Origin of the sequence: Qipengyuania sp. (genome assembly GCF_964227205.1) — a bacterium.
GTDB lineage: Bacteria > Pseudomonadota > Alphaproteobacteria > Sphingomonadales > Sphingomonadaceae > Qipengyuania.
The window spans coordinates 855,979-878,926 of record NZ_CAXQVB010000002.1 but is presented as its reverse complement, the minus strand read 5'-3'; the positions used below and the strand labels follow the sequence as shown (position 1 = coordinate 878,926).

Here is a 22,948-nt window from a genome sequence, read left to right as displayed (position 1 = left end):
GATGAGGCAGGGGGCGCGGCGTTATGACGACACCTGACGACCTCCTGCCCGTCGGCCTCGAAGATGCGCTTCCCGATCGCGCCCGTGCGATCACCCGCGCGATGCGCGCCGTGCTCGATGCGATGGATGCGCATGGCTATGACCGCGTGCGTCCGCCGCTGGTGGAATTCGAGCGCTCGCTCGCCGGGCGCATGGACGGGGTGGCGACGCGGCGGATGGTGCGCTTCACCGACCCCGACAGCCTGCGCACGCTGGCGTTGCGCAGCGATATGACGGTGCAGGTCGGACGTATCGCAGCGACTGGCATGGCCGGCGCCCCGCGACCGCTGCGGCTGTGTTACGCCGGCGATGTCGCGCTGCTCCGCGCCGACCAGCTCGACCCCGCGCGGCAGCGGCTGCAACTCGGGGCCGAATTGATTGGCGCCGATAGTGTTGCGGCGGCGAGCGAAATGGTCTCGGTGGCGATCGATGCGCTCAAGGCGGCGGGCGTGGCCAATATCTCGGTCGATTTTACGCTGCCCGACCTCGTCGACGCGCTCGCCCGAGACGCGATGCCGCTCGATCCCGAGCAGCGCGAGGCGGTACGGCGCGAGCTGGATACAAAGGACGCCGGCGGGCTGCGCGAAGCTGGCGGCGAGGCCTATCTCCCGCTGCTCTATGCCACCGGCCCCTTAGGCGAGGCGATCGACAAATTGGCCGCGGTCGATGCGGGCGGCGCGCTCGCCAGCCGGATCGAGGGCCTGCGCGAGATCGCTGCAGCCATCGACAATCGCGCCCGGGTCACGCTCGATCCGACCGAACGCCACGGTTTCGAATACCAGAGCTGGTTCGGCTTCACGCTCTATGGCGAGGGCGCGCGCCGCGCACTGGGCCGTGGCGGCACTTACACCATTAAAGGCACCGACGAGGCCGCGACCGGCTTTTCGCTCTATATCGATCCGCTGCTCGAGGCTCTCGGCGCGATCGCTGCCGACAGGCGCGATACGCTGTTCCTCCCGTTGGGCCATGACCGCGAAGTGGCGGCACGCCTGCGCGGGATCGGCTGGCGGACGATCGCCGCCGTGGCCGAGAGCGACGATGCGCGGGCACTGGGCTGCACGCATGTGCTCGAAGGCAAGGAGCCGAAGCCGCTCTAGGCGCTCCGCCATTGCGGATGCTTGTGCATCACCCCGGAAAACAGATCTGACTCGATCAGCGCAGCGAGCCAGGCCTGCAGGCTTGGCAGATCCTGCGCATCAAACCAGGTGCGGTCGGCATTGGCGAACTGGCGGATGAAGGGAAAGATCGCGATATCGGCGAAGCCGCGCGCGTCGCCGCACAAAAAGGCGCTGGCAGCTAGCCGTGCCTCCAGTCGCTGGAGGATCTCCAGCGCCGCGGCGCGGTGCTCCTCGGGATCGACGTCGTCGTAGCGCGTGGCATATTTGTAGCGGTCGAGATGGTGCTTGAAGGGGCCGTCATTGGCTTCGAGCAAGGCCTCGTCGTGCCGCGCGAGCCAGCTTTCGGGATCGCTTCGCCCGAGCGCCCAGCGCATGATGTCGAGGCTCTCCTCGAGCACCGCACCGTGCTCCGTCACCAGCACCGGCACGGTGCCCTTGGGCGAGACCGCGAGCATCTCGGCGGGCTTGTCGCGCAGCACCACCTCGCGGTGGTCATAGCGCGCGCCGCTCACGCTCAGCGCCATGCGGGCGCGCATCGCATAGGGGCAGCGGCGAAAGCTGTAGAGGACCGCTTCAGCCATCGGCCTCTTCGTCGATCCCCGGGTTTTCCCGGCGTCCGACATGCTCCTCGCCGCGCGCCTCCGCGAGCCTTTCCTGCCGCTGGCGTTCGGCATAGCGGGCGCGCTGTTCATCGCTGCGTTCGCCATGGCAGCGGGGGCAGGAGACGCCTTCCTCGTAATGCTCATGCGTCATATCTTCGGCGCTGAGCGGGCGCCGACACGCGCGACACAAGGCATGGTCGCCGAGCCTCAGCCCATGGCCGACGCTGACTCGCTCGTCGAAGACGAAGCATTCGCCGCGCCACAGGCTTTCGGCCTCGGGTACCTGTTCGAGGTAATTCAAGATGCCACCCTTGAGGTGGTAGACTTCTTCCACCCCTTCGGCGCGCGCGAAAGCGGTCGATTTCTCGCAGCGGATGCCGCCGGTGCAGAACATGGCGATCCTGGGCGAGCGGCCCTCCGCCTCGATCTCGGCGCGCTTGGCGCGGAACCAGTCGGGAAATTCACGGAAGCTTGTGGTCTCCGGGTCGATCGCGCCCTCGAACGTCCCGATCTGCACCTCGTAATCATTGCGCGTGTCGATCACGATCGTGTCGGGATCGGAGATCAGCGCATTCCAGTCCCCGGGCGCGACATAGGTGCCGACTCCTGCCAGGGGGTCGAGATCGGGCTGGCCCATGGTGACGATCTCCTTCTTCAGCCGCACCTTGGTGCGGTGGAAGGGCATCGCCTCGGCGCGCGATTCCTTGACTTCGATATCCGCGCAGCCGGGCAGCGCGCGGACATGCGCGAGCACCGCCTCGATCCCCTCGTCCGAACCGGCGATGGTGCCGTTGATCCCTTCGCGGGCGAGTAGCAGCGTGCCGCGCACGCCGGCCTCTTCCATGCAGGCGAGCAGGTCCGGCTTCAAGGCGGCGGGATCGTCGAACCGCGCGAACTGGTAGAGCGCGGCGATGCGGATGGGAGGCAGCGACATGATCGCGCCCCGTTAGCACTCCGGGGCGCTTCGGGCACCCCTCGATGTCACTCCCTGCCGCTGCCCGCCAGTACAGCCTGTGTATCGGCCAGCTCGACATCGCTCATCATGCCGAGATAACGCTCGTAATAGGGCTTGTGCGACGAGCCGACGATCGCCAGCACGCGGCGGCCCGCGCCGATCACCTGCCGCAAATTGGCGACCATGCGCAGGTTTCGCGTCTCCCAATAGGCGAGATATTTGCGGCCCGTATTGCCCGGGTGGCGGGCGCCTGCGGCCGCGCCGAAATCGCTGCGCATAGCCAGCCGTGCCTCGCGCTCGCTGTTCATGAGGCGGTACCATTCGAGCACCGATAGCGATCCGTTTTGGAGCTGCTTGTCCCGGGCCTCGGAAGCGGCACGGCGCTCGGCCGTTGCGGGATTGTCCCAGGCTGCGCGAATTTCGCGCACATAGAGCTCCTCGTCGTCGATCGGCCCGGTGGCGATATCACCGGTATGGTCATCGACCGGATAGACGCGCTCGTGGCCGAGCCGGGCGGCGAGATGCGCCGCGATCAGGCTCGATTCGTTGCGCCGGGTCATGCGCTTGTCGATCTGTGCGACCAGCTCCCCGGTCAGCGCGCCCCCTGCACGGCGCTCGGGAGCAGGCAGGCGGAGCCACTGGACCAGCGCCGAATCGGGTTCGCCGATCGCGAGGAAAAGCGCCGCCAGCCGCCGCCGTTGCGCCGGCTCCCGCTCGGTGCCTTGTTCATCCAGCAGCTCGCGGACTTCGCGATCCGCTTCGGGCCCCGACACGCCGAGCGCGGCGCGTGCGGGCCCGGGGTCGGGGCAATAGTTTTCCGCAGTGTCGGGGTAGGCGTGCGCGTAGGCGCGCAGGAAGTCGCATTGCGGCCCGTCGAGATTCTCGATCGCGATGGCCTCGGGGCGCCACTCGGCAAGCCGGTCGAGCAGCGGGGCGAAGCGGGTGCGGTCGAAATCCTCGGGTAGAGAGCTGAGATGCGCTGTGCCGAGTACAAGCACCTCGCTCAGATCACCCCGCTCGCGCGCAGCCTCGTCGACGATGGCGACCGGATCGGTTGGGGTGGCTGCGGCTTGGGCGGGCGCCGCTGCGGCGACGAGCAGGCTGGCGATAAACAAGGTCATGACACTCTCCGTTTCCGGAGACGTGTCATGCCTATATAATACAGTCAATCCTCGCCCGGAGGACCGCAGCTCAGCCGTTGAAGTTCGCCGGATCGGGGCCGAGACGACCATCGTCGGTATCGAGCGCATCGATCCGCGCCATCTGCTCCTCGCTCAGTTCGAACGACAGGGCGGCAAAATTCTGCTCGATATGCTCGCGGCTAGTCGACTTGGGGATCGGGCAGAGCCCGTGCTGAATATGCCAGCGCAGCACCACTGCGCTCGCTGGCTGGCGCGTCTCGCCGGCAATCTCCTGGATCGCGGCGGCATCCATCCCGCCGCCCTGCCCAAGCGGCGACCAGCTTTGCGTGACGATGCCCATGTCCTCGTGAACCTTGCGCAGTTCGCGCTGCTGGAAGCTCGGGTGCAGTTCGATCTGGTTGAGCGCCGGGGTGACGCCGGTCTCGTCGACGATGCGCTTCAGATCTTCCTTGCGGAAATTGGACACGCCGATCGACTTCGCCTTGCCCTGGTCGCGCAGGTCGATCAGCGCCTTCCACGTGTCCACGAACAGGTCCTTATCAGGGCAGGGCCAGTGGATCAGCAGCATGTCGACATGGTCGCGCCCCAACCGCGCGAGGCATTTGTCGGCAGCCTTGAGCGTCCGGTCGTAGCCCTGGCTCTCGTTCCAGATCTTGGTCTGGAGGAAGATATCGGACCGCTCGCCGATCCCCTCGCCCACACCGCGCTCGTTGCCATAGATGGCCGCCGTGTCGACCAGCCTATAGCCGGTTTCGAGCGCGGTCTTGACGGCTGCGGGCGCCGTCTCCTCCTCGATCTGCCAGGTACCGAAACCGAGCTGTGGAATCTGGCAGCCGTCGTTGAGGGCGAGGGTGGGGTAATCGGTCATGGGGTCTCCTTTACCCTATCAATGATGCAGTGCAGCAATGTTTCCGCGGCTTGACTGCCAACCCGCAGGCTCCTACCTCGCGCCCCGCATTTGAAGCGGCACACCCGTTTCTCCATTCCATCCCCTGGTCGAGTCCTGTCGAAGGACCTTGTGGATCCCCTGGCAGGGGAAAAGGCGTAATCATGGCAAATGTGACCGTAATCGGTGCCCAGTGGGGCGATGAGGGCAAGGGCAAGATCGTCGACTGGCTTGCCAGCCGCGCCGATGCCGTCGTGCGCTTCCAGGGCGGGCACAATGCCGGCCACACGCTCGTCGTCGGCGACAAGACCTACAAGCTCTCGTTGCTGCCGAGCGGGATCGTCACGGGCACGCTCAGCATCGTCGGCAATGGCGTGGTACTCGATCCCTGGCATCTCAAGGCCGAGGTCGAAAAGCTCGAGGGGCAGGGTGTCGAGATCAATCCCGACAATTTCGCCATCGCCGACAATTGCCCGCTGATCCTGCCGATCCACCGCGATCTCGATGGCCTGCGCGAAACCGCAGCGGGTTCGGGGAAGATCGGCACCACCGGGCGCGGCATCGGCCCGGCCTATGAAGACAAGGTCGGCCGCCGCGCGATCCGCGTCTGCGATCTCGCGCATCTCGACCATCTCGAACCGCAGCTCGACCGGCTCTGCGCGCACCACGATGCGCTGCGCGCCGGTTTCGACCAGCCGCCGATCGACCGCGAAAGGCTACTCGCCGAGCTGCGCGAGATCGCACCCTTCGTGCTGCAATTCGCGCAGCCGGTGTGGAAACGCCTCAAGAAGGTCCGCAAGGCGGGCGCCAAGATCCTGTTCGAAGGCGCGCAGGGCGTGCTGCTCGATATTGACCACGGCACCTATCCCTTTGTCACCAGCTCTAACACTGTCAGCGGCGCCGCTGCGGCGGGCAGCGGACTCGGCCCCAATGCTACCGGTTTCGTGCTCGGCATCGTCAAGGCCTACACCACGCGCGTCGGCAGCGGGCCGTTCCCGACCGAGCTCGAGGACGAGGTGGGCAAGGGTATCGGCGAGCGCGGTCATGAATTCGGTACCGTCACCGGGCGCCAGCGCCGGGTGGGCTGGTTCGACGCCGTGCTGGTACGCCAGACCTGCGCGATCAGCGGCGTCACCGGTATCGCGCTGACCAAGATCGACGTGCTCGACGGGCTCGACGAGGTAAAGGTCTGCACCGGCTACCGCCTCCACGGCAAGATCATGGACTACTTCCCCAGCCACGCGGCGGATCAGGCCGCGGTCGAGCCGATCTACGAGACCATGCCGGGGTGGAAGGAATCGACTGCCGGCGCGCGCAGCTATGCCGACTTGCCCGCCAATGCGGTGAAATACATCCAGCGCGTGCAGGAACTGATCGAAACGCCCGTGGCGCTGGTCTCCACCAGCCCGCAGCGCGAGGACACGATCCTGATGCGCGATCCTTTCATGGATTGATGCGCAGTTCAGTTATTGCGAGCGTCGCGAAGCAATCCAGTCCTGCGCTGTCAGGATTGTTCTTTGGACAGCACGCTTCGCCGCGAAGCCTTCGGCTTCTCGCAATGACGAATTAAGAGTTGGTCGTTATGGTGCCCACACCATGCGCGGTCTCGCTCTTTCACTCGTGCTCCTGTTCGCGGCCTGCCTGCAGCCGGTGCCGGTCGCGCAGGCGCAGCAGGCGCGCGCGGGCGAGCGCGCCGATTTCGTCCTGATCGACAAGTCCGAACGCAGGCTGTGGCTCTATCAGGGCGGTCGCGTGATCCGTGCCTATAGCGGCCTGCAGTTCGGCGACCAGCCGATCGGCCACAAGCGCTTCCAGGGTGACGAGCGCACGCCCGAGGGGCGCTATACGATCACCTACGGCAATCCGCAGTCGAGCTATTATCTCAGCCTGTTCATCGACTATCCCAACGCGGCGGACCGGGCCTATGCCAAGGCACGCGGGCGCTCGCCGGGTGGGCTGATCTTCATCCACGGCCAGCCCAACGGCCTCGCCTTCGACGAGCGGATTCCGGGCGACTGGACCGATGGCTGCATCGCGCTGTCGAATGCCGAGATCGAGGAGCTGTGGAGCCTCGTGCCCGACGGGACGCCGATCGAGATCCGCCCCTAGCCGCGCCGCTCTTCGAGCATCGCCACCTGCAGCTGCAGGCGCTTCACCTCGCGCAGCACGCTGAGCAGGTTCATGCGCGAATAGAACCATTCCTTGATGAAGCCCTGCATGGTCAGCAGGCCGAGCGTCACAATCCCCCACCACAGCGCTTGGTCGAGCCCCGGAGCGGTAAAGAAGCGGTAGCCGCAATAGACCAGGGCGATCCCGACCGGCACCGCGAAGACGAAGATCAGCTTGGCCCAGCCGCCCAGCGGCCCGGCCAGCACGTCGCCCATCTGGCTGAACATGCCGCGCCCCTCGTCGAGCCCGGCGAGGAAGGCCTTGTCGTCGGCGTCGAGCGCGCCGCGGATACGGTCGTCGATATCGGTCATGTGTCGTCTCCTGTAAGCACCGCCTTTAGCTTGCGGCGGGCGTGGAAGAGGCGCGTCTTGGCGGTGCCCGGTGGCACCTCCTGCACCTCGGCGATCTCGGCGAGGGTGAGCCCCTCGACGAAGAACAATTGTGCGGCGAGCCGCTGGTTGGGCGGCAGCGCAGCGAAGGCCTGACGGATGGCCACCGCCTCCTCCGCCGAAGCGGGTAAGGCGGGCTCGTGCTCGCTCGCGCCGCTCCGCACCCGGTCGGCCTGCGCCCTGCGGATGCGATCGGCACAGCGCCGGCGCAAAATGCCGAAGGCCCAGGGCGCGAAGCGCGCGGGATCGCGCAGTGTGCCGATGCCGCGCAGGATCGACAGCCACGCCTCCTGCACCACCGCAAGTGCCGCCTCGTCCTCAGCGAGCAGCCGCCGCGCGGTCCGCGCGAGGCGCGGCTGCCAGCGCGCCGCCAGTCGCTCGCCCGCGCGCCGGTCACCCGACTGCACCAGCGTGACGAGCAATTCGTCATAGAGCCGCGCCGAAGCGGGTGGTCCGGCCGTTCTGCCCCTCGTTGTCATGATGCGATAGTCGCAGCAGCGGGGCGAAAGGTTCAATCACTCGTGTGGATTTTGCCCATCTTCTTGACGTGTGCGCTTTTTGTTCGCATTATGTTCCGTATCGGAGCAAGGAGTGCGAGTCGATGCAGGCGGATTTCGAGTATGAGCCGGCGCGCGATGCCTCGGGGTGCCAGCTGTCGGTGACCGTTCTCGCGGATCGCGACCATGTGCGAGCCGAAATGCGCGAGGATGCGCTCGCCGCAGGGTTTCGCCTGCGCGAATGCGGCAGCCTCGAGGAATATGCGCAGGGCCCGCTGGCCGCGCTGGGCGACCTCGTGCTGGTCGATTGCGCCGAGGCGAGCGCCGATGCGCTGGCGCTGCTCTCGCGGCTCGACATGCGCGGGGGCAAGGCCGGGGCGCAGCTGGTGGTTTCGACGACGATGGGCGCGCTCGACGACGTATTCGGCTGTTTTTCGATGTCCGCGCCGCAGATCCTCGTCGATCCCGCGCGTGCCGAACGGGTCATCGCCATCGGTCGCGTGCTCGCGCGCATTCCCAATCTGCGGCTGCGCGAAATGGGCGAGGAAGACCGGCTGATGCTGCTGCGGCTGACCGAACAGGTCGGCCGGATTGCCGAGCGGCTCGAACGGCTATCGCCCGGCCAGCGTGAAGGCGGCGGGGCGTTCAGGCTTGAGACGCCTGCGCCCGGATGGCGCAGCGAGGGGCACGATTATGTGATGGCGGGCAAGGACGAGCGGCCGCGGCTGCCCGATGCGGCAACGATCCGCAAGCTGATCAAGGCCCGGCAGGCGCGGACGCGCTTCTTCGATGCCGAACTCTTTGCCGATCCCGCTTGGGACATATTGCTCGATCTTGCCGCCGCGCGGGCCGAACGCAAGCAGGTTTGCGTGACCTCGCTATGCATCGCCGCAGGCGTGCCGGCGACCACTGCGCTGCGCTGGATCGGGCAGATGGTCGAGGCCGACCTGCTGGTGCGCGTATCCGACCCGCACGACCGGCGCCGCGCCTATATCGCGCTGGCCGACGAGACCGCCGACGCGCTGGCGCGCTATTTCGCCGCGGTCGGCGCAGGCGAGCTGGCGGTGGTCTAGGGCTTCCGCCGCAGGATCACGGTCAGCCCGTTGGCGGGCGGATCGGCGGGCAGCGGCAGGCGCACCGCATCGGCGCGGGCGCGGACCAGCAGCGCATCGGGCAGGTCCGGATCGTGGAGCACGGTATCGGCCATTCCCAGCGCGCGGGCCTGGCGCAAAGTCAGATCGTCGGGATCGTCGCTCGCAAGCGTGACATCGAAAACCTCTCCCTGGCGTGCCTCGCTGCGCCCCGCGAGCCAGCGATCGACCGCTTTGCCGTCCTGCGCGTCGAAAGGATCGAGCGCGCCGCCCTGCCGCAAGGCTTCGTCGAGCGCGCGGCGGCGGGCATCGGCCTGCGGGAAGCGTGCACGGATGCTGTCGCGCGCCGCCTCAAGCGCGCGGGCCAGCGCGCCGAGCCCATGCGGCAGCAGCGCCTCGAGCCGCAGCCGGACATGCTTTGCCAGCCCCGCCGAAGCGCCGCCGGTGCTCACCGCCACCAGCACCGGATCGCGGTCGAGCACGCTCGGCAGAGTGAAATCGCAGAGATCGGGCCGGTCGGCGACATTGACCAGCAAGCCCGCGCGCTTCAGCCGCAGCGCGGCAGCCTCGGCCGCACGCGGATCTTCGAGCGCGACGAAGCCGAGGCGCGCATGATGCGCCTCGGTCTCGGGGCAGGGCATGCCGCCCGCACGCGTAACCAGTCGCGCCTTGGCTTCGGCCATTGCGCCCGTGCCGACCACCACGACGCGTGTCCCCGCGATCCGGTGGAAGAGCGGCAGGCTATGCATGGCTGCGGGCCATCAGGCGAGCCACTCGGGTACGCGCTCGGCATCCATGATCGCGGAGGCGGCGATCCGGTCGGCGACGACGGCGTAGCGGTCGCCGTCGACCAGCACCTCGGCGACGAAGCCGCGCGAATTGTAGGACGAGGCCATGGTCGCGCCATAGGCACCCGCGGTGCGAAACACGGCGAGATCGCCCGCCACCAGCGCGTCGCAGTCGCGATCCATCGCAAAGGTATCGCCGGTCTCGCAGATCGGACCGACGATATGCGCGGTCATGCGCTCGCCACTGGGTTCGACCGCGTCGAAATCGTGCCACGCGCCATACATGGCGGGCCGCGCGAGGTCGTTCATCGCCGCATCGACCACCACGAAGGGCGGGCCGTTGCCGCTGCGCTTGGACCGGATCACGCGGGTCAGCAGCACGCCGGCATTGCCCGCGATCACGCGGCCCGGCTCGAACATCAGCCGCACGTCCCAGCCCTTGGTGACGCGGGCGACCATTGCGCCGTATTCGGCCGGGGCCGGCAGTTCCTCGCCGGATTTGTAGGGCACGCCGAGGCCGCCACCGAGATCGGCATGCGTCACGCTGCAGCCCGCCGCGCGCAGTTCCTCGATCAGCGCACCAACCTTGCCGAAGGCGGTTTCGAGCGGTTCAAGATCGGCCAGCTGGCTGCCGATATGCACGGCGATCCCGCGCATATCGAGCCCGTCCTCACGCGCCAGTCGGCCATAGATGTCCGCCGCGCGGTCGAGCGGGACGCCGAACTTGTTCTCGCGCTTGCCGGTCGAGATTTTCTCATGCGTGCGCGCATCGACATCCGGATTGACGCGCAATGCGCAGGCGGCGCGCGTGCCGTGCCGCGCGGCGATGGCGGAAAGCTCGTAGCCCTCTTCCTCGCTCTCGATGTTAAACTGGCCGATGCCGGCCTCGAGCCCCTGGAGCAGCTCGGCATGCGTCTTGCCGACGCCCGAGAAAACGATGTCCTCGGGCTTCATCCCCGCCGCCAGCGCGCGGGTCAGTTCGCCGCCCGAGACGACATCTGCGCCATACCCCTCGTTCGCCAGCACCTTGAGCACGGCGAGGTTTGGATTGGCCTTCACCGCGAAGGCGATATGCGGATTGTCGAGCGCGCCGAGCGCCTCGCGGAACACGCGCGCATGCCGTTCGAGCGTGGCGCGCGAATAGATGTAGACGGGCGTGCCGACCTCTTCAGCGATACGCGGCAGCGGCACGTCCTCGGCGTGGAGCACGCCGTTCTTGAGCTGGAAATGGTCCATGGCGCGTGCCTCTGCACAATGCCGGGCCGTCTGTCGAGCAAGCCTTGCTTGCCGTCTCGAAATTACTCGGGCGGCAGGTCGAAGGGGTCATCCTCGCGTTCCTCCGAGCGCGTCCGCAGTTCCACGCTGCGGTCGGGCGCGGCGGTGGGCGGTAGTGCGAGCAGTTCTTCCGAGGTCGGCTGTGCCTCCGCGCCATAGGGGGCGGGCGGCAGTGCGGTGCCCTCGACCGGTTCGAGCGCAGTCTTCTGCCCGCAGGCGGCGAGTGCCAGCAGCGCAGCAAGGGTGAGCGATAGGCGCATCAATCCTCCATGCCGAGGCGCTGTTTCGCCGCGGCCACCTGTTCCCTTACGCGAACCGGCGCGGTCCCGCCATAGGAGGCGCGCGCGGCGACCGAGGCATCGACCGAGAGCGCATCGAACACGCGCTCGTCGATCCGCGCATCGATGCCTTTCAGGTCCTCGATCGTCAGCCCGTCGAGCGCGACACCTTTCTCGTCGGCCAGCTTGACCGCCGCACCGGTGATGTGATGCGCCTCGCGGAAGGGGATGTCGGCCTGCCGCACCAGCCAGTCGGCCAGATCGGTCGCAGTGGCATGGCCAGCCTCGGCGGCCTTGCGCATCCGCGCCGTGTCGAACCCGCTGTCGGCGACCATGCCCGCCATCGCGGCAAGGCTGAGATCGAGCAGGCCCGCGGCTTCGAACACCGGCGGCTTGTCGTCCTGCATGTCCTTCGAATAGGCGAGCGGGAGGCCTTTCATCGTCACCATCAGGCTGGTTGCGCAGCCGATCATGCGCCCGGCATGCCCGCGCACGAGTTCGGCGGCATCGGGATTGCGCTTCTGCGGCATGATCGAGCTGCCGGTCGAAAGAGTATCGGGCAGCTTGACGAAGCCGAAGGGCTGGCTCGCCCAGATGATGAATTCCTCGGCCAGCCGGCTGAGGTGGAGCGAGCACTGGCTCGCCGCCATCAGGTAATCGAGCGCGAAATCGCGGTCGGACACCGCATCGAGGCTGTTGCGCGTCGGCCTGGCGAACCCCAGCGCTTGCGCGGTCATATCGCGGTCGAGATCGAAACCGGTGCCCGCGAGCGCCGCCGAGCCGAGCGGGCATTCGTCCATCCGCGCCAGCGCATCGCCAAAGCGCGAACGGTCGCGCATCAGCATTTCGAAATAGGCAAGCAGGTGGTGGCCCAGTGTCACCGGCTGCGCGGTCTGCAGATGGGTGAAGCCGGGCATGATGCTCTCGGCGTGTTCCTCGGCCCGCGTCACCAGCGCGGCGAGCACCGCATCGATCCCGCCGATCGCGCGCTGCGCGGCGCTGCGCACCCACATGCGGAAATCGGTCGCCACCTGGTCGTTGCGGCTGCGCGCGGTGTGCAGCCGCCCCGCCGCCGGGCCGACGATCTCGGTCAGCCGCGCCTCGACGGTCATGTGGATGTCTTCCAGGTCCCAGTTCTCGGGCACGCCGTCGCGCTCGTATTCGGCGGCGACCTGCTGGAGGCCCTCGTCGATCGTCTTCGCATCGGCCTCGCTGACGATGCCCTGCCGCGCGAGCATGGCGACATGCGCGCGGCTGCCCGCGATATCCTCGCGCCACAGCGCCTTGTCGAAGGGAATCGAGGCGTTGATTTCGCGCATGATCGCGCTAGGGCCTTCGGCGAACCTGCCGCCCCACATCGAATTGGAGCCCTTGGTGTCCCGCTTTTCGTTCACGCTAGCCTTCGTCCTCGGTCTTGCTGTCGCCGGCTGCGATAGGGGCGCGCCCGAACCGGCGCAAGAAAGCACCGCTTCTATTGCGCCAACGGCCGAAATCGACACGGGCGAGGCAGGCACGCCGATGCCGACCGCCGATGTGGCCGATCCGGACGGGCGTGTGCTCAACTTCGGCGACTTGCGCGGTTCGCCGGTGCTGCTCAACCTCTGGGCCACATGGTGCGCACCCTGCGTCAAGGAAATGCCGCTGCTCGATTCGCTGGCGAGCGAATATGACGGGCGGCTCAGGGTCCTGACCGTCAGCCAGGACATGCAGGGCGCGGAAAAGGTGCGGCCTTTCTTCGCGCAGGGCGGTTTCGCCCGGCTCGAACCGTGGATGGACCCCGAAAACAACCTCGGCTTCGCGATCGGCGGCGGGGTGATGCCGACCACCGTGCTCTACGATGCGGAAGGCAAGGAAGTGTGGCGCGTACAGGGCGAATTCGACTGGTCGGGCGAGGAGGCGCGCGCCGCCATCGACGCTGCGATCGCGGGGTAGCGCCGAGACGCGCCTTTCGCTTGCGCTCGGGAGGTTACGCGCGAGGCCAACCCCCGGATGCCTTCGTCCAGCGAAAACTGGTGGGCGCTGACGGGCTCGAACCGCCGACCCTCTCGGTGTAAACGAGAGGCTCTACCAACTGAGCTAAGCGCCCGCTCGCCTTGCGGGAGTGCTGCACATAACGTCCAAATCTTCAAAATCAATTGCCGAGATCGCTCCGCGGGGGCTAGGCCGCGCCGCATGACCACCAGGCTCACCGTTCTCGCCACCGGCGGCACGATCGCAGGGATCGCCGGCAGCGCCATCGCACAGGATTATCGCGCGGGCGAGATCGGGATCGAGGATTACCTCGAACGCGTCGGCGGGCTCGGGCTGGGGGCGGAACTGTCGGGCACGCAGATCGCCAATATCGATTCGGCCGATATCGGGCCCGCAGTGTGGCGCCCGCTTCATGCGGCCGCGCTTGCCGCGCTTGCCGACGAAAACTGCCACGGCATCATTGTAACCCACGGCACCGATACGCTGGAAGAGACCGCCTTCCTGCTCGACCTGACGCTGCCCGCGACCCAGCCGGTGGTGGTGGTCGGCGCGATGCGGCCCGCCGACGCGGTGGGCTATGACGGCCTCCGGAATTTCGCCAACGCGGTGCGCGTGGCGAGCGACCCCGATGCGGCCGGGCGCGGGGTGCTGGCGGTGATGGGTGACCGCGTCTTCGCCGCGCGCGACGTCTATAAGGTGCGCACGCGCGGGACCGAGGCGTTTCGCGGCTTCCCGCGCGAATCGGTGGGGCTGGTGACGCCCGCCTCGCTCGAATGGTTCGGCGCGCCCTGGCGCAGCGGGACCGAGGCGGCGTTCGCCTGGCCAGAGGCGCTGCCCGAAGTCGTCATTCTCTATGCCTATGCCGGTTTCGACGGCGCGGGCGTCATGCGGCAGGTCGGCGAGACCACTCGCGGCGTCATCGTGGCGGGCGTGGGGGAGGGCAACATGCCAGAAAGTGCCCGGCAGGCACTGATCGGGCTTGCGCGAAACGGAATTGCAGTGGTGCGCGCAAGCCGGGCCGACGAGGGACTGGTCGATCGCGAGCCCGAGGACGAGGCCAATCGCTTCGTCGCCGCGCGGGCGCTCAACCCGCAAAAGGCGCGTATCCTGCTGCAGCTGCTGCTGGCGGGCGGGACCAGCGATCCCGCCGCCATCCAGCGTGCCTTCGACGGGCGGTAAGCAGCGTGTGTCCCAGCGAAGGCTGGGACCTCCTGCAATTGCGCGCGATTGCGATGGAGGCCCCAGCCTTCGCTGGGGCTCACCAAGTTATCCGTTGGGCACGACCAGATATTTCTCGCCGGTCTTCATCCGGCGATAATCGAGGATCGCCTCCCTGGTCAGCATGCCTTCGAGGTCGACCCTGGTCTTGTAGCTGCTGGCGAAGGTGGTGGTGAGGTTGTCGAGCACGCGCTTGCGCATCCGCATCACGGTTTCCATGCCCGCGGTCTGCAGGAACGGGGTCAGCAGCCAGCCCGACAGCGTCCAGCCGAAGCCGTAGCTCGGGGTCAGCGTGGTCGGCCCGAAATCGAGCCGGCCATAGATGAACATGCGCTTTTGCTGATTCGAGCCGTAGCGCGAATATTCGGTCATCTTCGACACGGCGACCTGTTCCATCGCCTTGAAGCAGGTGTCGACCATCTGCCCGCCGCCGATCGGATCGAAACCGTAGAAGGCATCGGTCTCGTCGATCGCCGCCTTGAGCTGGGCCATGAAATCGTCGTCCGACGAGTTGACCACATGCTTGGCGCCGAGGCCCTTGAGCAATTCGGCCTGCTCCTGCTTGCGCACGATATTGACGAGATCGAGGCCGTCTTCCTGGCAGATCTTGACCAGCATCTGGCCGAGGTTGGAGGCGCCGACCGTGTGGAGGATCGCCTTCTGGCCGTCCATCTTGGCGTTCTCGGCAAACCCCAGCGCGGTCATCGGATTGACGAAGCTCGAGGCGCCATCCTCGGCGCTGTGATCGCCCAGCGGCAGGCACATGGCGGCATCGGCAATTGCGTATTCGGCATAGGCGCTGCCGGGGACGCAGGCGACGCGCTGGCCCATTAGCGCCTTGGCCATGTCGCTGTCACCCGTGGCGACGACGGTGCCGGCGCCTTCATTGCCCGCGGGCAGACGCTGGCCGTGGCGCGCCTTCTGGCCTGAATTGAACGGTTCGGGCATCTTGGCGACGACCTTGCCCGGCGAGTAGTCGGCATTCTCGAAATCCGCCGCACCCGTCAGGATCGCGAGGTCGGAAGGATTGATCGGCGCGGCTTCCATCTTGACCAGCACCTGGTTGCCGGTGGGATCGGGAAACTCGCTGTTGGCGATCTCTACGGTGAGCGTGCCGTCGCTTTCGAGCGTGGTGAAAAGCTGCTTGCCGGTGGTTGTCATCCTCGTCCCTTTCGTTGCGATACGAAACTCTTTGCGCGTCTCGCTACGCCCCGAAACCGGGCTTGGCTAGGGTGACGTTGGGTCAAGCCTCGTCCGGGTAGACCGCCCGAACGAAGTAAAGGCCGCAGGACGGGGCATTGAGGCCGAGCGCCTGCCGGTCCTTCGCCGCGAGCGCCTCGGCGAGCCGTTCCTCGCGCCAGCGCCCCATGCCGACCAGCGCCAGGCAGCCGACCATGCTGCGCACCTGGTGATGGAGGAAGCTGCGCGCCTCGGCATGGATACGCACCTCGTCGCCCTCGCGCTCGACATCGAGCCGGTCGAGCGTCTTCACCGGACTGTCCGACTGGCAATGGACCGAGCGAAAGGTGGTGAAATCGTGAAGGCCGACCAGCGCCTGCGCGGCGCGGTGCATGGCCGCGTGGTCGAGCTCCTGCGGCACCTGCCATAGCCGGTCCTTGTCGAGCGTCAGCGGCGCGCGGCGGTTGGCGATGCGATAGACATAGGCGCGGCCCACGCAGGAGAAGCGCGCATGCCAGTCGTCGGGGACCACCTCGCATTGCGTCACCGCGATCGGATCGGGCCGCAGATGCGCGTTCAGGGCCTCCATCAGCCGGAAGGGTGCGATGTCCTTCGCGATGTCGAAATGGCTGCGCATGGCGAGCGCGTGGACGCCCGTATCGGTCCTGCCAGCGCTGTGCAGCCGCACCTCCTCGCCCAGCACGCGAAAAGCGGCTTCCTCGACTGCCTGCTGCACGCTCGGCCCGTCCTTCTGGCGCTGGAGGCCGTAGAAGGGCGTGCCGTCGAATTCGAGAGTGAGCGCGAAGCGGGTCATAGCGGGCAAGCGCCGTGCCTGTGCTTCGACAGGCTCAGCACGAGCGGATGGGGGAACAGGCACCAGACCTGCTCAGCCTGAGCTTGTCGAAGGCCACGCACCAGCCTCACCCCAGCACCGTACCCGGTGCCACCGCATTGCCGCGCAGGAAAGTGTCGAGATCCATCTTTGGCTTGCCCGCACGCTGGAGTTCGATCGGGCGGATCGCGCCATCCTTGCAGGCGATGGTGAGCCGTTCGTCGAGCACCTCGCCGGGTGATCCCCCGCGCAGGCGGGGGACTCGGTCGGCCTGGTCGTCGCTCTTTGACTGCCCGAGGTCCGCGCCTTCGCGGGGAAGCGGTACTACTTGTGCGCGCAGGACCTTTACCCGCATGCCGTCCATTTCGAACCACGCGCCGGGGAAAGGCGACAGCCCGTGAATGTGGCGCACGATCTCCTGCGCGGGGCGGTCCCAGTCGATCCGCGCCTCGGCCTTGTCGATCTTGGCGGCATAGGTCGCTTGCCGCTCGTCCTGCGCCATCGGATGCAGCACGCCGTAGTCGATCAGCGTGCCGACCATCAGCTGCGCACCGATTTCGGCCAGCTCCTCGGTCAATTCGCCGGTGGTCTTGTCCTCGATCGGGGTGCGCGCGGTGGCCAGCATCGGGCCGGTGTCTAGCCCGGCCTCCATCTGCATGATCGTGACGCCGGTCACCGGATCGCCCGCCATCACCGCACGATGGATCGGCGCGGCTCCACGCCAGCGCGGCAGGATCGAGGCATGGACGTTGAGGCAGCCGTGCGCCGGCGCATCGAGGATCGCCTGCGGCAGGATCAGGCCATAGGCGGCAACCACTGCCACATCGGCATCGAACGCGGCAAACGCCTCCTGCTCCTCGGCCGATTTGAGCGACTTGGGATGGCGCACATCGATCCCCAGATCGCTTGCGCGCTGGTGCACCGGGGTCTGGGTCAGTTCCTTGCCGCGCCGCCCGCCGGGGCGCGGCGGCTGGGTGTAGACGCAGACCACCTCATGCGCCGCATCGATCAGCGCCTGCAGCGTCGGCACCGCGAAATCGGGGCTACCCATGAAGATTATGCGCACAACTTCGCTCCGTTCGCCCTGAGCCTGTCGAAGGGTCTTTCTCTGCTGTGCCCGCGCCCCTATCTGTGCCGCCATGGCATCGCAAGAGATCGAGACGCTGGCCGCTGCGCTGGCCCGCCTCCCCGGGCTCGGCCCGCGCAGCGCGCGGCGCGCGGTGCTGTGGCTGGTCAAACGCCGCGAAAGCGCGCTGCCCGCGCTGCTCGAAGCGCTGGCCACCGTGGGCGAGGCGCTGGTCGAATGCGACACCTGCGGCAATGTCGACACCACCAACCCCTGCGGCATCTGCGCCGACCCGCGCCGCGACACCAAATCGCTCTGCGTGGTCGAGGACGTCGCCGATCTCTGGGCGCTCGACCGGGCGAAGCTGTTCACCGGCACCTACCATGTGCTCGGCGGCAAGTTGTCGGCGCTCGACGGGGTGCGGCCCGAGGATCTCAACATCGCTTCGCTGATGGCGCGGGTCGAGAAGGGCGGCGTGGACGAAATTGTCCTTGCGATGAATGCGACGCTCGAAGGCCAGACCACCGCGCACTACCTCGCCGAGCGGCTTGAGGAGCACCCCGTGCGGATCACCCAGCTCGCCCATGGCCTGCCGGTCGGCGGCGAGCTGGATTATCTGGACGAAGGCACGCTGGCGCAGGCGCTCAGGGCGCGGCGGCCCGTTTCCTGATACGTGCGTGAAGCGCGTCCGCGCTTCCCTTTCGGCTGTTCCGTCCCACTCCCCCTCCCGGCCACCCACGGCACGGTAACTTTATAGGTGGCCGGGAGGGGGAGTGGGACGGAACAGCAAGCCTTCGACGGAGGTCGAAGGCGCACGCAACGAACAATTGAAGAATCCCGCGCTCGCGCCTATCTGGGCACCCATGGCTATCCGTGAAATCCTCGAAGTGCCGGATCCCCGGCTCAAGACCGTGTCGACCAAAGTTGAACCCGACGAATTCGGCGACGAGTTGAACACCCTCGTCTCCGACATGTTCGAAACCATGTATGCCGCGCCCGGCATCGGCCTTGCCGCGATCCAGGTCGGCGTGCCCAAGCGCGTGCTGGTGATCGATCTCCAGCCCGAGGACGAGGAAGCCGAGGGCGAGGTGTGCAACCATGGCGGGCACGAGCACGTCCATTATCCGACCAAGAAGGAACCGCGCGTCTTCATCAACCCGGAAATCCTCGATCCGGCGGACGAACTGGCGACCTATCAGGAAGGCTGCCTTTCGGTCCCCGACATTTTCGCCGATGTCGACCGGCCCGCGACCTGCCGCGTGCGCTATCAGGACCTCGAGGGTGAAACGCACGAGGAAGAGCTCGACGGGCTGATGGCGACCTGCCTCCAGCACGAGATGGACCATCTTGAAGGCATTCTCTTCATCGACCACCTCTCGCGCCTCAAGCGCAATATGGCGCTCAAGAAGCTGAAGAAACTGCGCGAAGCGGCGTAAGGCCGCCTCTCCCTCCGGATCCCAATCATCGTCACCCCGGACTTGATCCGGGGTCCCGCTTTTCCTCGCGTATTCTCACTACACGCAAGCAAGCCTGGCCTCGGCTCGGAGACCCGGGCGACGATTGTGGGTAGGCTGGTCGAGGGGCTGGCGTTCCCTCTCCGTTCCTCATAAAGTGCGCGGATGGATCCCGCAATTCTCGCCATCGTCGCACTCGTTCTCGGCCTTGGGCTGGGGTATTTTCTCGGCCACCGCTTCGGATCGGCCCCTGCCAAGGACTGGCAGGCCCGGCATGGTGAAAGCGAGGCGCGAGTCAGCGATCTCGACGAGAAGTTCCGCAAGGCGATCGTCGACCTTGAAAACGCCAGCGTGCGCGCCGACCGTGCGGATGCGCTCGATGCGGAGCTGCGCGAAACGCGCAAGAGCCACGAGGCGGCGATGGAGGAACTGCGCCGCACCAATGGTGCGCTCACTGCAGAACTGGCCACGCTGAAGGAAAAAACCGCCAATTTCGACGAGCAGAAACGCCTGCTGATCGAAGCACGCGAGGAATTGCTCAAGGAATTCCAGAACACCGGCTCGGCGGTGCTGACCAAGGCGCAGGAAGCCTTCCTCGAACGCGCCAACGAGCGGCTCGGGCATTCGGAAAAGAGCAGCGAGGAAAAATTGAAGGCGCTGCTCGATCCGGTCGGCAAGCGGCTTGAGGCTTACGAGAAGCAGGTCGCCGCGCTCGAGGAAAAGCGCACCGACGCCTTCGGGCGGCTCTACCAGCAGATCACCGAGATGCAGCGCGGACAGGAAGAGGTCCGGCGCGAGGCGCAGCGGCTTGGCAACAGCCTGACCAATGCCCCCAAAGCACGCGGGCGCTGGGGCGAGCGGGCGCTGCAGAACGTGCTCGAACAATGCGGATTGTCGGAGCACACAGACTTCAACCTCGAACATTCGATCGAGACCGACGAGGGCCGCTTGCGGCCCGATGCGGTGGTGCATGTGCCGGGGCAGAAGAAGCTGGTCATCGACGCCAAGGTTTCGCTCAATGCCTATCAAGCGGCGTTCGAGGCCGATGACGAGGGCGAGCGCGTGCGCCATCTCGACCTGCACGCCAAGAGCATGCGCAACCATGTCCAGACGCTGGGATCGAAGAGCTACCAGAGCCAGTTCGACGACACGCCCGACTATGTGGTGATGTTCGTGCCGGGCGAGCATTTCGTTGCCGCCGCGCTCGAACACGATCCCGAATTGTGGGATTTCGCCTTCCGCAACAAGGTGCTGCTGGCGACGCCGACCAATCTCGTCGCCATCGCGCGGACCGTGGCGCAGGTCTGGCGGCAGGACACGATCGCCCGCGAAGCGGTGGAAATCGGCAAGGCCGGGGCCGAGCTCTACGACCGCCTCGCGGTTGCCGCCGAACACATGAAGCGCGTCGGTGGCGGACTCGAAACCGCAGTCAACAATTACAACAAGTTCGTCGGCAGCTTCGAACGCAACGTGCTGTCGGCCGGTCGCCGCCTGCACGAGAAGGGCATCGAAATCGGCAAGCGCGAGATCGAGGAAGTGCCCAAGGTCGAGGCGACCCCGCGCTACAATGCCGAGGACGCCGCGCAGATCGAGGACGGGCGCGCAGGGCTCGGCGCTGCGGCTGAATGAGGGGCGGGGCCGGGCGGAACCCAAATGCGGTCATCTGCATTGCCTGAACAAACGAATCATACATATAGACGGCGTGATTCGACTGGTAGGCAGCAGCAGGAAGCCCCCTCATGCAACGCGGCGAAGGTGACGGAGAGCGCCCGACATTCGAGCAGGCCCAACAGGCCGGGCGCCCGTTCGATGCCGAGACAGACAATTTCTCCGGCGCGTCGGGCCTGTTGTTCGAACAGGCCATGGCGCAGACCCGCATGGCGGTGTGCCTCACCGACCCGCGGCTGGAAGACGATCCGATCGTCTTCTGCAACAAGGCGTTCGAAAAGCTGACCGGTTACCGGCAGGAAGATGTTATCGGCCGCAACTGCCGTTTCCTTCAGGGGCCCAAGACCGACCAGCGCCAGGTCGCCAAGATCCGCGAGGCGATCCGCACCGAAGAGGTGCTGGTGGTCGAACTGCTCAACTATCGCAAGGACGGCTCTACCTTCTGGAACGCGCTCCACCTCGGCCCGATCTACGACGAAAAGGGCGAGCTGCGCTATTTCTTCGGCAGCCAGTGGGACGTTTCGGATATCCACCTCGCCCGTGCCGAGGAAAAGCATGCCAAGGCCATGGCGCGCGAGGTTTCGCACCGCTTGAAGAACGTGTTCGCGGTGATCGGCGGCATCGTCAACATCACCGGCCGCGCGATGGATGCGCGCTCGGTCACCGTCAAGATCAACGAGCGTATCCAGGCGCTCGGCAGGGCCTACGAGCCGACTCTCGACGATGCCGCGCTGGGCACGATCGAGGTCGGGCAGGCGATCCGCTCGGTCCTCAACCCCTACGATCCCGAAAACGACCGGATCGTCTTCGTCGGCAATGGCGCGCGCACCGAACCCAATGCGGTATCGGCGATGGGGCTCACCTTGCACGAGCTCGCGACCAACGCCTCGAAATACGGCGCGCTGTCGAACCGCGAGGGCAAGATCACCGTGTCGTGGCATCACGAGGAAGACCGGCACGGTCGGCAATCGCTCGTGATCGACTGGAAGGAAACAGGCGGCCCGGCGATCGAGAGCCCGCCCGACGATACCGGGACCGGGTTCGACATTGCCGAGAGGCTGCTGGCCTATTCGCGCGGAACGCTCGACCGGATATGGGAGGAAGACGGGTTGCGAGCCAAAATCTCGCTACCGCTGAGATCATGAAATCGATTCTGATACTGGAAGACGAACCGCTGATTGCCATGGACCTGCAGTTTGCGTTCGAAGACGCTGGCGCGCATGCGGTCGTCACGATTTCCTGTGCCGAAGCGTTCGACGCGCTCGACCGGATGGAGTTCGACGGGGCGGTGCTCGATGTGAACCTCGGGCGGGGCGAGACCTGCGAACCGGTGGCGATCCACTTGCGGAAGCAGCGTATCCCGTTCCTGCTCCACACTGGCGATCTCGATCGGGCGGGCGAGGCGCTGCGCGATCTCGAGGCCCCGATACTCGCCAAGCCAAGCGGGGCGGACCATGTCGTCGAGAGACTCTTCGGGCTCGAAGGCCAGTACGAGCGGGCGTGACGGATCGCCGCGCCGCGATCAGTCGCCCAGCGTCGCCAGCACTTCATAGCCGAGTACCGCCGCCGCCACCGCGGCGTTGAGGCTGTCGGCGCGCCCCCTCATCGGCATGGTCACGCGCAGGTCGCAGGCCATCTCGTACTCTTCTGGCAGGCCGCGGCTTTCGTTGCCCACCATGACGAAGCACGGCGCGGCATAGGGGGCGTCGCGATAGGGCTGGGCATCGCGCAGGCTCGCCGCCACCAGCTGGCCGGCGCCGCCGCGAAGCCAGGGTTCGAATTCCTTCCACCGCGCCTGCGCGATCCTCTGCGTGAACACCGCCCCCATGCTTGCGCGCACTGCCTCGACGCTGAAGGGATCGGCGCAATCGTCGATCAGGATCAGCCCGCCCGCACCGATTGCGTCGCCGGTGCGCAGCATGGTTCCCAGATTGCCCGGATCGCGCAGCGCCTGCGCCACCAGCCAGATATCGGCGCGCGAGCGGTCGAGGGTGGACAGGGAGGTGTCGAACTCCGCGAACACCCCGGCCACCGCCTGCGGATTGTCCTTGCCGGTGATCTTCGAAAGGATGTCGGGCGTTGTCTCGATGACTTCGCCGCCCGCGGCCTCGACCGCAACCTCGAGTGCACCGAGCAGCGGATGCGGGTCGCGCCGGTCGGCCAGCACCAGCGTCTCGGGCAAATGGCCGCATTCGCGCGCATCGGTCAGCAGGCGCAGCCCCTCGGCGAGGAATTTGCCCGCGGCCTTGCGATGCTTCTTTTCGCGCAGGGCCCGCAGCGCCTTGACGGTGGGATTGGAAAAGCCGGTGATGTGGCGGCGATCGGCCATGT

25 protein-coding genes and 1 tRNA gene are annotated in these 22,948 nt (G+C 66.8%); 11 read left to right on the top strand and 15 right to left on the bottom strand.

What is annotated here, in order from left to right; genetic code table 11:
• Positions 1 to 23 precede the first annotated feature (23 nt).
• Complete coding sequence (locus ACEQZ0_RS06425; protein WP_370189510.1) at positions 24 to 1,136, top strand: ATP phosphoribosyltransferase regulatory subunit; 1,113 nt, start codon at positions 24 to 26, stop codon at positions 1,134 to 1,136.
• Here the strand turns inward: ACEQZ0_RS06425 and ACEQZ0_RS06420 are convergent.
• The 4 genes from ACEQZ0_RS06420 to ACEQZ0_RS06405 all read right to left on the bottom strand — a co-directional run bounded on the left by ACEQZ0_RS06420 (position 1,133) and on the right by ACEQZ0_RS06405 (position 4,724).
• Positions 1,133 to 1,738 carry a glutathione S-transferase gene (locus ACEQZ0_RS06420; RefSeq protein WP_370189508.1) on the bottom strand — a complete coding sequence of 202 codons (606 nt, stop codon included), beginning with the start codon at positions 1,736 to 1,738 and terminating at the stop codon, positions 1,133 to 1,135. The two genes, ACEQZ0_RS06425 and ACEQZ0_RS06420, sit on opposite strands and share 4 nt — an antisense overlap.
• Positions 1,731 to 2,693, bottom strand: a complete 963-nt coding sequence (locus tag ACEQZ0_RS06415) for a rhodanese-related sulfurtransferase (protein ID WP_370189506.1) — start codon at positions 2,691 to 2,693, stop codon at positions 1,731 to 1,733. The genes ACEQZ0_RS06420 and ACEQZ0_RS06415 overlap by 8 nt, the downstream gene beginning before the upstream one ends.
• A gap of 47 nt (positions 2,694 to 2,740) precedes the next feature.
• Positions 2,741 to 3,835: a DUF5694 domain-containing protein gene (locus ACEQZ0_RS06410; RefSeq protein WP_370189504.1), complete on the bottom strand. Its 1,095-nt coding sequence runs from the start codon at positions 3,833 to 3,835 to the stop codon at positions 2,741 to 2,743.
• A 70-nt stretch (positions 3,836 to 3,905) separates the two neighbouring features.
• Complete coding sequence (locus tag ACEQZ0_RS06405; protein WP_370189502.1) at positions 3,906 to 4,724, bottom strand: aldo/keto reductase; 819 nt, start codon at positions 4,722 to 4,724, stop codon at positions 3,906 to 3,908.
• A gap of 182 nt (positions 4,725 to 4,906) precedes the next feature.
• Here ACEQZ0_RS06405 and ACEQZ0_RS06400 point away from each other — a divergent pair, with 182 nt between their 5' ends.
• Both ACEQZ0_RS06400 and ACEQZ0_RS06395 read left to right on the top strand, forming a co-directional pair.
• On the top strand, positions 4,907 to 6,196 hold the full coding sequence (locus tag ACEQZ0_RS06400) for an adenylosuccinate synthase (protein ID WP_370189500.1): 1,290 nt from the start codon (positions 4,907 to 4,909) through the stop codon (positions 6,194 to 6,196).
• Positions 6,197 to 6,338: 142 nt separating this feature from the next.
• Positions 6,339 to 6,851: a murein L,D-transpeptidase family protein gene (locus ACEQZ0_RS06395; RefSeq protein ID WP_370189498.1), complete on the top strand. Its 513-nt coding sequence runs from the start codon at positions 6,339 to 6,341 to the stop codon at positions 6,849 to 6,851.
• Here ACEQZ0_RS06395 and ACEQZ0_RS06390 read toward each other — a convergent pair.
• Both ACEQZ0_RS06390 and ACEQZ0_RS06385 read right to left on the bottom strand, forming a co-directional pair.
• Entirely contained in the window at positions 6,848 to 7,222 is a 375-nt protein-coding gene (locus ACEQZ0_RS06390) for a DUF6768 family protein (protein WP_370189496.1), read from the bottom strand. The genes ACEQZ0_RS06395 and ACEQZ0_RS06390 overlap by 4 nt on opposite strands.
• Complete coding sequence (locus ACEQZ0_RS06385; RefSeq protein WP_370189494.1) at positions 7,219 to 7,779, bottom strand: RNA polymerase sigma factor; 561 nt, start codon at positions 7,777 to 7,779, stop codon at positions 7,219 to 7,221. Before ACEQZ0_RS06385 ends, ACEQZ0_RS06390 begins: the two co-directional genes overlap by 4 nt.
• A 122-nt stretch (positions 7,780 to 7,901) precedes the next feature.
• On the opposite strand from ACEQZ0_RS06385, the gene ACEQZ0_RS06380 reads away from it, so the two are divergent.
• Positions 7,902 to 8,870, top strand: coding sequence for a MarR family transcriptional regulator (locus tag ACEQZ0_RS06380; protein ID WP_370189492.1), 969 nt, complete (start codon positions 7,902 to 7,904; stop codon positions 8,868 to 8,870).
• Here ACEQZ0_RS06380 and ACEQZ0_RS06375 read toward each other — a convergent pair.
• From ACEQZ0_RS06375 to argH, 4 genes are all read right to left on the bottom strand, one after another.
• Positions 8,867 to 9,637: an NAD(P)-dependent oxidoreductase gene (locus ACEQZ0_RS06375; RefSeq protein ID WP_370189490.1), complete on the bottom strand. Its 771-nt coding sequence runs from the start codon at positions 9,635 to 9,637 to the stop codon at positions 8,867 to 8,869. The genes ACEQZ0_RS06380 and ACEQZ0_RS06375 overlap by 4 nt on opposite strands.
• A 12-nt stretch (positions 9,638 to 9,649) precedes the next feature.
• Positions 9,650 to 10,912: a diaminopimelate decarboxylase gene (gene lysA / locus ACEQZ0_RS06370; protein WP_370189488.1), complete on the bottom strand. Its 1,263-nt coding sequence runs from the start codon at positions 10,910 to 10,912 to the stop codon at positions 9,650 to 9,652.
• Positions 10,913 to 10,974: 62 nt separating this feature from the next.
• Positions 10,975 to 11,211 (bottom strand): lipoprotein, encoded by a 237-nt coding sequence (locus tag ACEQZ0_RS06365; protein WP_370189486.1) that lies wholly within the window; start codon positions 11,209 to 11,211, stop codon positions 10,975 to 10,977.
• A complete protein-coding gene (gene argH, locus ACEQZ0_RS06360) occupies positions 11,211 to 12,587 on the bottom strand; it encodes an argininosuccinate lyase (RefSeq protein ID WP_370189943.1) in 1,377 nt (458 codons plus the stop codon). The genes ACEQZ0_RS06365 and argH overlap by 1 nt, the downstream gene beginning before the upstream one ends.
• A 16-nt stretch (positions 12,588 to 12,603) precedes the next feature.
• On the opposite strand from argH, the gene ACEQZ0_RS06355 reads away from it, so the two are divergent.
• The gene (locus ACEQZ0_RS06355) at positions 12,604 to 13,161 is read left to right on the top strand and encodes a TlpA family protein disulfide reductase (RefSeq protein ID WP_370189484.1); all 558 of its coding nucleotides are present in this window, start codon (positions 12,604 to 12,606) and stop codon (positions 13,159 to 13,161) included.
• 78 nt (positions 13,162 to 13,239) lie between these two features.
• Here the strand turns inward: ACEQZ0_RS06355 and ACEQZ0_RS06350 are convergent.
• Positions 13,240 to 13,315, bottom strand: a tRNA-Val gene (locus ACEQZ0_RS06350).
• A gap of 86 nt (positions 13,316 to 13,401) precedes the next feature.
• Between ACEQZ0_RS06350 and ACEQZ0_RS06345 the strand changes: the two genes are divergently transcribed.
• Entirely contained in the window at positions 13,402 to 14,379 is a 978-nt protein-coding gene (locus tag ACEQZ0_RS06345) for an asparaginase (RefSeq protein ID WP_370189482.1), read from the top strand.
• 87 nt (positions 14,380 to 14,466) lie between these two features.
• Here the strand turns inward: ACEQZ0_RS06345 and ACEQZ0_RS06340 are convergent, their stop codons facing one another.
• The 3 genes from ACEQZ0_RS06340 to fmt form a co-directional block, all read right to left on the bottom strand.
• Positions 14,467 to 15,579 carry a zinc-binding dehydrogenase gene (locus ACEQZ0_RS06340; RefSeq protein WP_370189480.1) on the bottom strand — a complete coding sequence of 371 codons (1,113 nt, stop codon included), beginning with the start codon at positions 15,577 to 15,579 and terminating at the stop codon, positions 14,467 to 14,469.
• 82 nt (positions 15,580 to 15,661) lie between these two features.
• Positions 15,662 to 16,411 (bottom strand): tRNA pseudouridine(38-40) synthase TruA, encoded by a 750-nt coding sequence (gene truA, locus ACEQZ0_RS06335; RefSeq protein WP_370189479.1) that lies wholly within the window; start codon positions 16,409 to 16,411, stop codon positions 15,662 to 15,664.
• A 106-nt stretch (positions 16,412 to 16,517) separates the two neighbouring features.
• The gene (fmt, locus tag ACEQZ0_RS06330) at positions 16,518 to 17,495 is read right to left on the bottom strand and encodes a methionyl-tRNA formyltransferase (protein ID WP_370189477.1); all 978 of its coding nucleotides are present in this window, start codon (positions 17,493 to 17,495) and stop codon (positions 16,518 to 16,520) included.
• A gap of 73 nt (positions 17,496 to 17,568) precedes the next feature.
• Between fmt and recR the strand changes: the two genes are divergently transcribed.
• The 5 genes from recR to ACEQZ0_RS06305 all read left to right on the top strand — a co-directional run bounded on the left by recR (position 17,569) and on the right by ACEQZ0_RS06305 (position 22,121).
• Positions 17,569 to 18,165 (top strand): recombination mediator RecR, encoded by a 597-nt coding sequence (recR, locus tag ACEQZ0_RS06325; RefSeq protein ID WP_370189475.1) that lies wholly within the window; start codon positions 17,569 to 17,571, stop codon positions 18,163 to 18,165.
• A 193-nt stretch (positions 18,166 to 18,358) separates the two neighbouring features.
• Positions 18,359 to 18,931: a peptide deformylase gene (locus ACEQZ0_RS06320; protein ID WP_370189473.1), complete on the top strand. Its 573-nt coding sequence runs from the start codon at positions 18,359 to 18,361 to the stop codon at positions 18,929 to 18,931.
• Positions 18,932 to 19,114: 183 nt separating this feature from the next.
• Positions 19,115 to 20,578 (top strand): DNA recombination protein RmuC, encoded by a 1,464-nt coding sequence (locus ACEQZ0_RS06315; protein ID WP_370189471.1) that lies wholly within the window; start codon positions 19,115 to 19,117, stop codon positions 20,576 to 20,578.
• Positions 20,579 to 20,688: 110 nt separating this feature from the next.
• On the top strand, positions 20,689 to 21,762 hold the full coding sequence (locus ACEQZ0_RS06310; RefSeq protein WP_370189469.1) for a PAS domain-containing protein: 1,074 nt from the start codon (positions 20,689 to 20,691) through the stop codon (positions 21,760 to 21,762).
• Complete coding sequence (locus ACEQZ0_RS06305; RefSeq protein ID WP_370189467.1) at positions 21,759 to 22,121, top strand: response regulator; 363 nt, start codon at positions 21,759 to 21,761, stop codon at positions 22,119 to 22,121. The genes ACEQZ0_RS06310 and ACEQZ0_RS06305 overlap by 4 nt, the downstream gene beginning before the upstream one ends.
• 18 nt (positions 22,122 to 22,139) lie before the next feature.
• On the opposite strand, the gene ACEQZ0_RS06300 is transcribed toward ACEQZ0_RS06305, so the two are convergent.
• A complete protein-coding gene (locus ACEQZ0_RS06300; RefSeq protein WP_370189465.1) occupies positions 22,140 to 22,946 on the bottom strand; it encodes a TrmH family RNA methyltransferase in 807 nt (268 codons plus the stop codon).
• Positions 22,947 to 22,948: the final 2 nt, after the last annotated feature.

Excerpts from the sequence above, each read along its gene's own strand:
- ACEQZ0_RS06425 (WP_370189510.1), top strand. The coding sequence starts at position 24 with ATGACGACACCTGACGACCTCCTGCCCGTCGGCCTCGAAGATGCGCTT.
- ACEQZ0_RS06420 (WP_370189508.1), bottom strand. The coding sequence starts at position 1,738 with ATGGCTGAAGCGGTCCTCTACAGCTTTCGCCGCTGCCCCTATGCGATG.
- ACEQZ0_RS06415 (WP_370189506.1), bottom strand. The coding sequence starts at position 2,693 with ATGTCGCTGCCTCCCATCCGCATCGCCGCGCTCTACCAGTTCGCGCGG.
- ACEQZ0_RS06410 (WP_370189504.1), bottom strand. The coding sequence starts at position 3,835 with ATGACCTTGTTTATCGCCAGCCTGCTCGTCGCCGCAGCGGCGCCCGCC.
- ACEQZ0_RS06405 (WP_370189502.1), bottom strand. The coding sequence starts at position 4,724 with ATGACCGATTACCCCACCCTCGCCCTCAACGACGGCTGCCAGATTCCA.
- ACEQZ0_RS06400 (WP_370189500.1), top strand. The coding sequence starts at position 4,907 with ATGGCAAATGTGACCGTAATCGGTGCCCAGTGGGGCGATGAGGGCAAG.
- ACEQZ0_RS06395 (WP_370189498.1), top strand. The coding sequence starts at position 6,339 with ATGCGCGGTCTCGCTCTTTCACTCGTGCTCCTGTTCGCGGCCTGCCTG.
- ACEQZ0_RS06390 (WP_370189496.1), bottom strand. The coding sequence starts at position 7,222 with ATGACCGATATCGACGACCGTATCCGCGGCGCGCTCGACGCCGACGAC.
- ACEQZ0_RS06385 (WP_370189494.1), bottom strand. The coding sequence starts at position 7,779 with ATGACAACGAGGGGCAGAACGGCCGGACCACCCGCTTCGGCGCGGCTC.
- ACEQZ0_RS06380 (WP_370189492.1), top strand. The coding sequence starts at position 7,902 with ATGCAGGCGGATTTCGAGTATGAGCCGGCGCGCGATGCCTCGGGGTGC.
- ACEQZ0_RS06375 (WP_370189490.1), bottom strand. The coding sequence starts at position 9,637 with ATGCATAGCCTGCCGCTCTTCCACCGGATCGCGGGGACACGCGTCGTG.
- lysA (WP_370189488.1), bottom strand. The coding sequence starts at position 10,912 with ATGGACCATTTCCAGCTCAAGAACGGCGTGCTCCACGCCGAGGACGTG.
- ACEQZ0_RS06365 (WP_370189486.1), bottom strand. The coding sequence starts at position 11,211 with ATGCGCCTATCGCTCACCCTTGCTGCGCTGCTGGCACTCGCCGCCTGC.
- argH (WP_370189943.1), bottom strand. The coding sequence starts at position 12,587 with ATGTGGGGCGGCAGGTTCGCCGAAGGCCCTAGCGCGATCATGCGCGAA.
- ACEQZ0_RS06345 (WP_370189482.1), top strand. The coding sequence starts at position 13,402 with ATGACCACCAGGCTCACCGTTCTCGCCACCGGCGGCACGATCGCAGGG.
- ACEQZ0_RS06340 (WP_370189480.1), bottom strand. The coding sequence starts at position 15,579 with ATGACAACCACCGGCAAGCAGCTTTTCACCACGCTCGAAAGCGACGGC.
- truA (WP_370189479.1), bottom strand. The coding sequence starts at position 16,411 with ATGACCCGCTTCGCGCTCACTCTCGAATTCGACGGCACGCCCTTCTAC.
- recR (WP_370189475.1), top strand. The coding sequence starts at position 17,569 with ATGGCATCGCAAGAGATCGAGACGCTGGCCGCTGCGCTGGCCCGCCTC.
- ACEQZ0_RS06320 (WP_370189473.1), top strand. The coding sequence starts at position 18,359 with ATGGCTATCCGTGAAATCCTCGAAGTGCCGGATCCCCGGCTCAAGACC.
- ACEQZ0_RS06315 (WP_370189471.1), top strand. The coding sequence starts at position 19,115 with ATGGATCCCGCAATTCTCGCCATCGTCGCACTCGTTCTCGGCCTTGGG.
- ACEQZ0_RS06310 (WP_370189469.1), top strand. The coding sequence starts at position 20,689 with ATGCAACGCGGCGAAGGTGACGGAGAGCGCCCGACATTCGAGCAGGCC.
- ACEQZ0_RS06305 (WP_370189467.1), top strand. The coding sequence starts at position 21,759 with ATGAAATCGATTCTGATACTGGAAGACGAACCGCTGATTGCCATGGAC.
- ACEQZ0_RS06300 (WP_370189465.1), bottom strand. The coding sequence starts at position 22,946 with ATGGCCGATCGCCGCCACATCACCGGCTTTTCCAATCCCACCGTCAAG.